The sequence below is a fragment of the Deltaproteobacteria bacterium genome (assembly GCA_018668695.1).
GTDB lineage: Bacteria > Myxococcota > XYA12-FULL-58-9 > XYA12-FULL-58-9 > JABJBS01 > JABJBS01.
The window spans coordinates 1-10,172 of record JABJBS010000191.1; the positions used below are offsets into that span (position 1 = coordinate 1).

At 51.8% G+C, this 10,172-nt stretch carries 9 protein-coding genes; 1 reads left to right on the forward strand and 8 read right to left on the reverse strand.

Annotation, left to right across the window (positions count from 1 at the left end; genetic code table 11):
* Window positions 1–349: 349 nt before the first annotated feature.
* On the forward strand, window positions 350–2,089 hold the full coding sequence (locus HOK28_09995; GenBank protein ID MBT6433412.1) for a hypothetical protein: 1,740 nt from the start codon (window positions 350–352) through the stop codon (window positions 2,087–2,089).
* 4 nt (window positions 2,090–2,093) lie between these two features.
* Here HOK28_09995 and HOK28_10000 read toward each other — a convergent pair whose 3' ends face one another.
* The 8 genes from HOK28_10000 to HOK28_10035 all read right to left on the reverse strand — a co-directional run.
* Entirely contained in the window at window positions 2,094–3,200 is a 1,107-nt protein-coding gene (locus tag HOK28_10000; GenBank protein MBT6433413.1) for a hypothetical protein, read from the reverse strand.
* Entirely contained in the window at window positions 3,115–4,038 is a 924-nt protein-coding gene (locus tag HOK28_10005) for a hypothetical protein (protein MBT6433414.1), read from the reverse strand. The genes HOK28_10000 and HOK28_10005 overlap by 86 nt, the downstream gene beginning before the upstream one ends.
* A gap of 5 nt (window positions 4,039–4,043) precedes the next feature.
* Complete coding sequence (locus HOK28_10010; GenBank protein MBT6433415.1) at window positions 4,044–5,009, reverse strand: hypothetical protein; 966 nt, start codon at window positions 5,007–5,009, stop codon at window positions 4,044–4,046.
* 15 nt (window positions 5,010–5,024) lie between these two features.
* The gene (locus tag HOK28_10015) at window positions 5,025–5,960 is read right to left on the reverse strand and encodes a hypothetical protein (protein ID MBT6433416.1); all 936 of its coding nucleotides are present in this window, start codon (window positions 5,958–5,960) and stop codon (window positions 5,025–5,027) included.
* A gap of 12 nt (window positions 5,961–5,972) precedes the next feature.
* Window positions 5,973–6,893 (reverse strand): hypothetical protein, encoded by a 921-nt coding sequence (locus HOK28_10020; GenBank protein MBT6433417.1) that lies wholly within the window; start codon window positions 6,891–6,893, stop codon window positions 5,973–5,975.
* 1,300 nt (window positions 6,894–8,193) lie between these two features.
* Window positions 8,194–8,961 (reverse strand): hypothetical protein, encoded by a 768-nt coding sequence (locus HOK28_10025; protein ID MBT6433418.1) that lies wholly within the window; start codon window positions 8,959–8,961, stop codon window positions 8,194–8,196.
* A gap of 361 nt (window positions 8,962–9,322) precedes the next feature.
* Window positions 9,323–9,913 (reverse strand): hypothetical protein, encoded by a 591-nt coding sequence (locus tag HOK28_10030; protein MBT6433419.1) that lies wholly within the window; start codon window positions 9,911–9,913, stop codon window positions 9,323–9,325.
* Between the two features lie 11 nt (window positions 9,914–9,924).
* A partial coding sequence (locus tag HOK28_10035; GenBank protein ID MBT6433420.1) for a hypothetical protein occupies window positions 9,925–10,172 on the reverse strand: 248 nt, incomplete at its 5' end.

The following is a 10,172-nucleotide window of genomic DNA, read 5'->3' on the forward strand; positions in this document are numbered from 1 at the left end:
ACAGAAGGGGTCGCCCTGATTTTCTTGGCAACGTTTAAAGAATGCCGCAGGGTTCGCGGATGCTTTCATGGCTTGTAAGAGGATAAATGCGGGCGGTTTCGGCAGTGTTTTGGATTCAGTAGTCAACGTCAGGCCTCCAAGGTTGATGCTAACCCTCTTGGAGGTAATTCACCAGGAAGGCCGGGAATTGTATTCGCAGTGACGGGGCTGGCTCATGAATACGGAACTTGTTTTTGAACTAAGCTTGAAAATAACTGAGTATTTACAGTTGCTTACGAGGCCTTTCGGAAGGTGTTGCGTTATTGGGTGCCGCCCGGTAGACGCGCGCTGCCCCCAGGAGAGTAGCGATATGAATAACCGGTTTGAACGAGTTTGTTTGGTCAGCTTTATGACCGCTCTAGTGTGTCTTTCCCCTTGCGTCTATGCAGACGGTTTTGATTGGGGAGAAGATTGCTCCTCGGGTAACGATTCTTTCCAGCAATACATCAGTCAGAACAACACCGTGGTCGTGGGTACGATTCCCGCGGGTAAGAGGGCGGTACGGATTGATCTGCAAAGCAGCAACGATGTGGATGTTCAATTGATCGATGCCCAAACAGGTACTGAAATCATTGCTTGGCCCAATGGCTTGATGAACGGCGCAGGGCTGGAGTCGACCAGCTATGCCGGCGCCACCTATCGATACAGTGGTTACAATGGAACCGGTGGTCGGCAGGGTTATGAGTTTATTGAAGTGGTGGGAGATACCAATCGAGACGTGGTGATGCGTGCCTTTGGATACGCAGCAGGGCAAGCACTTGTGACGTACTCGTGGGAAGCACCCGAAGATTGTTCGCAAAGTGGGAATGGAACATTTTCGCAGGCGATTCCTGCCAATGCTGTTGCGCTGGTTGGAACGATTCCAGCGGGCAAGCCGAATGTGTTTGTTGAGCTAGAAGCCAATGGCGGTCGCGATATCGATGTTCAGCTTTATCACGGCAACACGCGACTCGTGGTTTGGGATCCCAACGGGAATCACGGTTTGCTTTCTGGACCGGGTCAGGAAAGCACCACCTACGCAGGCATGACGATTACCTACAGCGGCTACAATGGTCGTTCTGGTAATCCTGGCCTTGAGTATATTCGAATTACGGGCGACACCACGGTAGAGCTCACTCTTAAGGTCTTCGGCTACCAAAGTGGAACCGCACAGGTGGACTATTCATGGGGTTCAAGTGGTACTTCCACACCAGCGGCTACAAGGCCCATTCCGCCTCCAACCTTCGTTTCGGCCAACTCCCGCATCGTTGCTATTGGTGATGTGCACGGTGATTATCAGGCCGCGCGACGCGTGCTTCAGTTGGTGGGCGCAATCAATGGCCAGAATCAGTGGGTTGGTGGCAACTTGGTGGTTGTCCAGGTGGGTGACCAGCTTGATCGAGGCAATGGCGAACGGGCTATTTTAGATTTGTTCGAAGAGCTTGCAGATCAGGCTTATGCGGCAGGCGGTGGATTCTATGCTCTCAATGGTAATCACGAAGTGATGAACGTTGAAGAAGATTTCCGATATGTGACCGATGGTGGTTGGGCTGAATTTTCAAATGTCTCCGTACCCCTTACTTCCAAAATTGCCACTTACCCGTCTTATCAACGGGGTAGGGTTGGCGCCTTTTTACCGGGCGGCCCTTATGCGCGGATTCTTGGCGAGCACAACACGACCATTGTTGTTGGAGACACGCTTTTTGTCCACGGCGGGATTCATATGAACCACGTCAACTATGGCTTGGAAAATTTGAATGCTTCGGTCCAGCAATGGATGAAAGGCTACAGTGCTAAGCCATCTATTTTAAGCGGAGATACCAGCCCCATTTGGAGCCGGCGCTATTCACAAAACACCACGGCCAGCGGTTGCTCTGAGCTTGAGGGTGTTCTTGATGCGGTGGGTGTGTCCCGAATTGTTGTGGCGCATACAGTACAGCAGCAGGGCATCAATTCGGCTTGTAATGGTCAAGTGTGGCGGGTGGATGTGGGAATGTCCGCCCATTATGGTGGCAGTGCGGCTGGCCTAGAAATTGTTGGCGAGTACGTAACCCCGATTGAAACGAACTAAAGCCTTAGTCGGCTTCTACGAAGCAATAGAGACCGCCATATCCTCCGGTGCAACCGATACAGTTGCCTTCGCCAGGACCATTTTGCAAAAGGTTAGCGCCTTTACCACAACCTCTTAGTTTGTGGTCGCTGCGCCAGCTTTGACCCCAGTCTCCGCCAGGTCCGCCACCGTTTGTCTGTCTCGGAAAGGTGTGACCGCAAAAGATATCGGTTTCGGCGTCAGAGCCACCTGGGCCGAACCCAGTGTCAGGTGCGCCTACTTCTCCATCTGAGCTTGTCCAATCGTTGCAAGTACTTTCGAGGTTGGTGCTTCGAAGCATGCCGTCGTTGCCGCTACCAGTCGGTATATCGTGTGCATCGCCGATGGCGGAGATAGGGACGCCGCACTCATCGGGCAGGTCGTCGACCGATTGGGCATCGCCTTCTGGACGGTTTCCTGAGAGCAAGCCGCTTATGTCGTTGGAAACGAGGCGACCATTGGCATCATACCACGGGCCTTCTCCGATGCGCTCAATCGCATTTACAGGATTGCCTGTACCGTCATCGGTAGCACTTAAAAAGGCTCGCCAGCGCTTGTGTCCATTCCCGGTTGCGATAGCGATAATTTGGCAAATAGAATCAGCGCCTTCGACGCCTTGGAAATCGCCGCCAAAGCCACCCGACATATCGTCGGGGACGGAACCCGATAGTTCCCAGATTGCGTTCATGCTGGTGACAAAGAAGCTGAAGTTATCGGGCTGTCCTGTACACCATTCAGGCAAATCGCCTGGAAATGCCTTGGTGGGCTGGATAATGGTGTCACTCGCGTCACTTGCGTCACTTGCGTCACTCGCGTCACTCGCGTCACTTGCGTCACTCGCGTCACTCGCGTCGCTCACGTCGCTCAAGTCGCTCACATCACTTGCATTACTCGCGTCCTCGCTTAAGTTTTCAGCATCACTGCATCCTGCAACGAAGTAGAGGCTTAGAGACGTGATGGTGAGGATGGATAATAGAGTTTTCAATTTATAGAATAACATGGTGTTCCTAATTTTGAGCTTCAGCAAAACAGTAGATGGCGCCATACCCGCCGCTGCAACCAATGCAGTTTCCTTCGCTTCTACCCTGTTCAAGGTTGGCCCCTTTACCGCAGCCAGGAACCTTGTGGTCGCTGAGCCAATCCTGCCCGTTTTTGTTTTCATCGTCTGGATTATCAGTCGCGCGTGGGAAGCTATGCCCGCAAAAGACATCAATTGGGGAGGTTGCTCGTGATTGTCCCTCAGCTGTTGCGCCTACGCTGCCATCTGAAGTGGTCCAGTCATTACAAGTGCTCTCCGGATTTGTGCTTCGCAAACGTCCTTGTGGGTCGCTGCCGGTGATGACATCGTGTGAATCTCCCAATGCCGAGAGCGGCACGCCGCATTCATCAGCCAGATCATCAACAGCCTGCTCGTCTCCATCGGGCCGAGTCCTCATGAGACCATCTAGGTTATTGGCAATGAGGCGCCCATTGGCGTCGTGCCACGGTCCTTGTCCAATACGTTCGATTGCATGAATTGGATTGCCCGCACCATCATCGGTAGCACTTAAAAAGGCTCGCCAGCGCTTGTGCCCATTATCAGTAGCATCGGCGATGAGTTGGCAAATGGAATCTGCACCTTCAATGCCCTGGAAGTCACCGCCAAAGCCGCCCTCCCAATCGTCTGGGACGGATCCCGAGAGTTGCCAGATTGCACTCATGCTGGTGACAAAGAAGCTAAAGTTCTCGGGTTGCCCCTTACACCAGTCTGAGATCTGGCCGGGAAACGCAGGGGAGGGATCAAGCGAGGTACCGCTGGGATCACCCGGGTCATTTGAGTCAGTTGATTCATCTACTGAGTCTTCTTCGCTGCTGCACCCCGTTGTGAAGCAGAGGATTAGCGAGGCGATGACAACCGCGATGATTGAAATCCTATATTGGTAATACGACATTTGTTTTAATTTTGAGCTTCTACAAAGCAATAAAGAGCACCGTAACCGCCGCTGCAGCCAATGCAATTACCAACTCCGCCGCCGTTTTGCTCAAGGTTTGCTCCTTTTCCACATCCGCGCAGCTTATGGTCACTTAGCCATTCCTGACCTCGTAACTCGCCGCCACCGCCACCACCGCCACCGGCTTGACGTGGAAAGCTGTGACCACAATAAACATCGGTAGGAGACGCTGCTTGCCCGGGGCCACCACCTGATGCTGATTCCCCGACTGTTCCGTCAGATGTCGTCCAGTCATTGCATGTGCTCTCAGGGTTCGTACTACGAAGCCTGCCCTCTGTGTCGCTTCCTGTTGGAATATCGTGTGAATCTCCGATAGCCGATAGGGGCACTCCACATTCGTCGGGCAAATCACTTACGGTTTGCTCGTCGCCAGCGGGTCGCGCGCCCATGAGTCCATCTAGGTTGTTGGCAATGAGCCGACCATTGGCATCGTGCCATGGTCCTTGTCCAATGCGGTCAATGGCATGCACAGGGTTTCCTGCACCGTCATCGGTGGCACTTAAAAGGGCTCGCCAGCGTTTGTGACCGTGCCCTGTGGCGATACCAATGATTTGGCAGATAGAATCTGCGCCTTCGAGTCCTTGAAAGTCGCCGCCAAAGCCGCCGTCCCAATCGTCAGGAACGGAATCAGAGATTTTCCAAATAGCGTCCATACTGGTGACAAAGAAGCTAAATTCCTCAGGCTGGCCTGTACACCATTGTGTGAGTGCTCCTGGGAACTCTTTCGTCGGTTGAATGATAGTGGGTCCAGGCTCATCCACAGGGTCGGTGCTTTCTGTATCGGCTTCCCCGCCGGTTTCTTCGGTACCATCTTCAAGGGTGGCGCCGTCACTGCATGCAATTGTGCCTAAGGTGGCCACGGCCGCTAAGAACGCAATCGAAGTCGCAATCTGTAAATTTTTCATAAACATCTGGGATAGTCCTTTTTAGCCGCAGGTAAGGTCTGGCTGGCAAGTTTGTTCAGCGGGGCAATCGCTGTTGTCGGAACAGGAGGTAAGGCCATCGATATCGACGGATAAGACAGTGGTCGACTGCGCACGAAAATCAACGCAACCGAAGTCGGTCGAGGCTACATTGGATGCAGCTCGTGTAAGGCTAACGGATGGAAACCCAGAGAAGCCGAGGTCCAGAAGAGCATTGACCATAGATACGGGAATTTCAAAATGACCCGTGTCATCGCTTAAGCATTGCACTTTAGCGGGGGTTCCGCCGTGGTTTGCAATATTAAGTTCAATTTCGACCTTTGTTGATTCTTGAGCAGTTCCGGCGGTCCAATCGAGTACGCCGGGTGCATCGCGTTCGAGGGCCATGCTTGTCGTGGTGACCGTAAGTGCCGTGATCCCTTCCGTGGCAATGCTAAAGGGTGAGACCTCGTCTGAAGCAGCTGAGAGAACCAGAGTTTCACTTTCCAGGAAAGCTGGGTGGGGCAGGTCGCCGACAAAGTTGTAGTAGAACACTGGCGAACGCGCCTCCATCGATACGGCGGCAGTGAGACCGCTGATGGACACAACACCCACGCTCTGATTGGTCGGAAGAGCTACGCAGAGACCGTCATCTCCACAAGTTTCTCCGGAACCGCACATCGGATCGCAGAAGAGCGTTTTGGGTTGGAGGAGCTTACAGGATCCATCGGTACTCGTTACGTCTGAAACATCACTTGGGCGAACCGCGTCCGTGACGGTTCCTTGAACAGAGGTAAATGTCTCTTTGAGAGTGACTTCAAAGCTTCCCACGTGTTCATTTTCTGCGCAGGCGGCATAGGGCCCCAATTCGGCAGATGACCCTGTGGTGGTGTCGTTGGTTTCTCCACAGCCTATTAGAAGGGCAATGGAAAGAAGAGGAAGATAAGATCTGCGAAGCATAGGGAGTCTTTCTTATTGATAAGGTCGTGCTTGTTTAACGAAAAGCTCTGGTTCTTGGCCGGGGAGCCCGTCAAATTTGAATTCAACATCCATTGCCCACCAAGTGGCGTCGACTCCATAAAGCGGAGCAAAGAAGGTGCGGATGCGGTCGAGGGCTCTACCAAGCTCAAAAAGCTGCACCCGGTTTAGCACCGCGGCACCGTTGTCGGTGAGACTGGAGTTTGAGAGATAGGTCACGGGTTGGTCGGTGCGGTCGAAGTAGTAGAGAAAGCTGTCGGCCGTGACGCCTGGAGGCGGCAAAACGACAGATGTGTCACCCAGCTGAACGTTGATATAGAAGGCTGGGTCGAGTCCGGATGGGTCGAATGGGTTGTTGGTGAGCGCCACACCGTTGGCTTCTTCCTCTGGGAAAGAACGGTGAACAAGCAAAGCCATGGCCACGGAGAGGTGGTCGATGCTTCGGTAGCTTCTCTCTTCGAATGCGCGAAAATACCAAACACTCGACCATACTTCACGAATAGCATCTGCGACGGGTCGCTGTGGGTCGTTTGGGTCACCGCTGACGGAGGTATAAAGGCCTGCGCCAGTGAACCCATCTAAATCTTCAGCATTGGTGCTAGAGCGAAACCGCACGCGTAGCCCTGGGAATTCGGTATTGAGTTTTTGAATCAATGTTTCTTCAAATTCAGGATTGAGTGGAGCGGTCATCATGTCGGTTCGCAGAGCGGTTAAGCCAGCATCACGCACCGCGGGATCCCCTAAGAAATCATCGTCGGCGAGCATGGTTTCGAGGCGCTCAATAAATCCGTGCTCTTGCATGAATTCGAGATAGAAGTGCACGGGTATGGCAAAGGCTTTGGGAACGGGTAATCCCTCAATTTGGGCCAGGGCACCGTAGTGAGCCGCTTTACCACCGAATGCTCGGGTAGACATTTTGATTTCATTTTTGAGGTCTTCCGCCTCAATATTCACCGTATCTTTGATATTGGTGATTTCGGTGATGCTATCGTTTAGTCCCGGAATCAATACTTCTGTAGGCTTGTTTTCTTCCCACCATGCGTCGGCCTCAGCTTGGGTCACTTCTTCCATGCTCCAAGCGGAGGAGTTTACTTCAAACTTAACCCATTTGCCTTCAAGCGCGCGTAGTGTCTCGTTTGAAAAAGCTTCACGAAGGCCCATGTTGGGTGTGTTGCGGTTTCGCGAGAGGACGTTGATATGGGAGAGCGGGGTTTGAAATTCTTCTGTGATGATACCGCTGACCACGGAAATATCATTTGGCACTTTGTCTAAAACCACAATATCGCGAAACCCAAGGTAATTGGTCTCAAGCTCTTCGGCGGTGGCAAAGCGAAGTCGACCGTAGCTTTGCGCAACGTTGAGCGGTTGATAATCGATACCGGCGTAGAGTTCTTGTTGCGTAATGAGGTTTAGTTCGGAGGCAATGCTTGCAACGGTTTGTTCGATGCCTACGGAGCTTGCATAGAAGCGCAGGTTTTCCCCGAAGTAGGTCGCAGCTTGGATAGATTGATAGGCCTCTAGAATCATATCAGCGGTTGCTAGGTCGTATGGCGCAATTTCATAGGCGTAAATATCGGGACCTTCGTAGTGCGTGATGGCTCCAAGGAGAAACCGGCGACTCGGTGAGCTGTATTCGGTGGTGTTGAACTCTGTGAGCATGGGCACCAAGGGCAAACCATCGCCGCTTAAGTTTTGGGAAACGAAATCCCAATGGATTGGATAGATTTCACTGTTTTGAAAATAGAGGTTGTTGTTGTCGTATCGATCAATGACCGTTTTGATAGACCGAGCGCCGGGGATGCTGGCGTCCAGAGGGGCGGAAGCAAGTTCATCAAAATCAGTTAAACAGCCAATTTCTTTGAGGTACTGCGACGGGTTTTCTGTGGCAGTGCACTGCCAGTCGCGGATTTCGGGCTCGGATTCGCAACCGGTAATGATGGCCGTGACGAAAGAGAGTGCTAGAAAGAGGGCGCCCAGATGGCTTCTAGAACGCATAACCAACTGATGTTGTTCAATTATTCCGTATTTTTGGCATTGTTTTCGCAAAAACATCTCACTCTTCTAAGCCTAGACCCGAGCAGCATTGGTGGGCTTGGCTCATATAACCGTTCACTCTCTCAAAAGTTTCGGTCGAAGAGCAAGAAACAAAAAATGGCCCCAGGCCGGGGGAGAGGCGTGGGACCATTTATTCTATTAGAATGATGATTTGTTATTTTTAGAGTCGAGCCGTGAAGGCTACGTAGGGCAGTCCCATGAGAAGTCCTGAGTCAGCCATCTCGCCGCCTAATGGGCGGATAAACCCGAGATCGACCGCCAAGTCTTCACCGAAGAATCGCATACCGTAGGTGAAGTTCACCACATCGGAGATTTCGAATTGCTTGTTTTCAGTGCCATAGGCGGCCGGTACAACACCTTCCACCATGATTTTCATGAAATCAGCCACCTGTGCACTGAAGCCGAGGTTTGCTGCCATGATGAGGCCTTTGGCCATTTGCCAGTCTGAATCCACGTTACCGAAAACTCCGCCGATATCGAGTCCGCTGAACATCGCATAACGACCTTCGCGGTCGAAATAGAAGTCGTGGCTAATTCCACCAGAAACGGTTCCGCCGCTGAAATTATCACCGCTGGTTGTTGTCGCAAACATAACATTCAACTTGGCGCTCATCACTTGTTGGTCACCTCGAAGAAATACCCACTTCAATTGCGGAGCCAGAACAACCGGCATCTCTTGAAGGATGGGTAGGAGAGTGGTCAGCGTGAGTTCCACATCGTCGGTGATGCCGTAACTCATACCGGCCAAGAAGAGTTCGTAACTGTTGAGGGTGAGCTCACCTTCATTGAGGGTTTCGGCGTGTGAGATGATGAAACCGCGGTCGATGGAAGCATCTCTTTGTTTCGCCAGCGATACAGCGTTGGACTGGGCGAATACAGGTGCGTTGACCATCATCAGAGTGAGAGCGATTAATAATTGTTTCTTCATAATAAATCCTTGGGCTTGAATCTGTTTCACTACCTACATTTGCACAGGTTGGGCCAACTCTCTATAAAACACTTTCTCTATGTTTTTAGTCTATATTAAACAGGTTAGTACGAGGGTTATCTATAGTCAGGATAGATGTGAGGAGGATCACAAACCGGACAGCTTTGCCGTGGTGGGTAGGTTACACGGCAAAGGATTACCAGCTTTGATTGAAGTGCTTCATGATGTGCTTATTGACGAGATTGCATGGAGAAAGCTTTGGTTGGAGACCCAAGATGCTCATGGTGAGAGTAGGGCACATGTAAGCCCTTAAATAAGTGTGAATATCCTTTGAGGAGAAAAGGTTTTGCAAATCAGAAAGCTACTTGCTGCCAAAGCTCCAGCTTGTGTCGGTGTTCCACGAAAACCCGCCGTTGTTTGTCCAGCTGCTGCCGTCCTCAGATTCGTAAAGATAGTAGTAATTGATGCCTTCGTATTCAGCCAAGAGGCTGCTTCCCTGTCCGAAGTGGCGAGACGTATTTGAGTAGTTGCCGAAATATCCGCAGCCGCCAGCATCGTTGGTAATCGTGACCTCGCCTAATTCCAGTGTCCAAGCAAAGCTACATGCTTCGCAGGTCTCCACGGCGGTGGCACTGAGCACGGGATAAGAAAGGTTGCAGTTTTCTCCGCTTTCTTGAATTCGCTCGTAGCTAAAGGTCCCTGTTCCGGCATCCGTGTCGATTTGACCCGTGTAGCCGTCTTTTTCACCATCGTCTTCGGGCTTGTCGCCGGTATCATCGGGTTTATCGTCGGGCTTATCGGTCGTACCCGTGGTGTCGCCGGTGCTGCCGGTATCTACTGCTTCGCCGCTGCCATCTTGTTCCCACCAATTATCGCTGGTGGTTTCTTCCTCAGCTCCACAAGCCGTACACATAACAAAAACAAGAGCTGTAAATAGTCTGGACCAAATCATTGAAGACTCCATTAAGTAAGAACTGACAAAGGACCGCTGCAGTCAACGGAAGTGCCATTTTGAGATTGAATACGTTTGATGCCTATGTGGTCATCGGATAGTCCCATAGCCTGGGCCACGCTTACAAGCATGTGCTGGTGGGGCATACCAGAGACTTGAGTCATTCCATTGATGGTACGGATCTCAATGGGTGTTTCATGGGGCATGTAGTGGTAATTGCCGGTTTGGAAATGCCAGCTGCCGCCAATCAGCACGGGGC

What these genes read in the sequence shown, in the direction of transcription:
- HOK28_09995 (MBT6433412.1), top strand. Translation starts at nt 350, where the DNA reads ATGAATAACCGGTTTGAACGAGTTTGTTTGGTCAGCTTTATGACCGCT.
- HOK28_10015 (MBT6433416.1), bottom strand. Translation starts at nt 5,960, where the DNA reads ATGCTTCGCAGATCTTATCTTCCTCTTCTTTCCATTGCCCTTCTAATA.
- HOK28_10010 (MBT6433415.1), bottom strand. Translation starts at nt 5,009, where the DNA reads ATGTTTATGAAAAATTTACAGATTGCGACTTCGATTGCGTTCTTAGCG.
- HOK28_10005 (MBT6433414.1), bottom strand. Translation starts at nt 4,038, where the DNA reads ATGTCGTATTACCAATATAGGATTTCAATCATCGCGGTTGTCATCGCC.
- HOK28_10030 (MBT6433419.1), bottom strand. Translation starts at nt 9,913, where the DNA reads ATGATTTGGTCCAGACTATTTACAGCTCTTGTTTTTGTTATGTGTACG.
- HOK28_10020 (MBT6433417.1), bottom strand. Translation starts at nt 6,893, where the DNA reads ATGTCTACCCGAGCATTCGGTGGTAAAGCGGCTCACTACGGTGCCCTG.
- HOK28_10025 (MBT6433418.1), bottom strand. Translation starts at nt 8,961, where the DNA reads ATGAAGAAACAATTATTAATCGCTCTCACTCTGATGATGGTCAACGCA.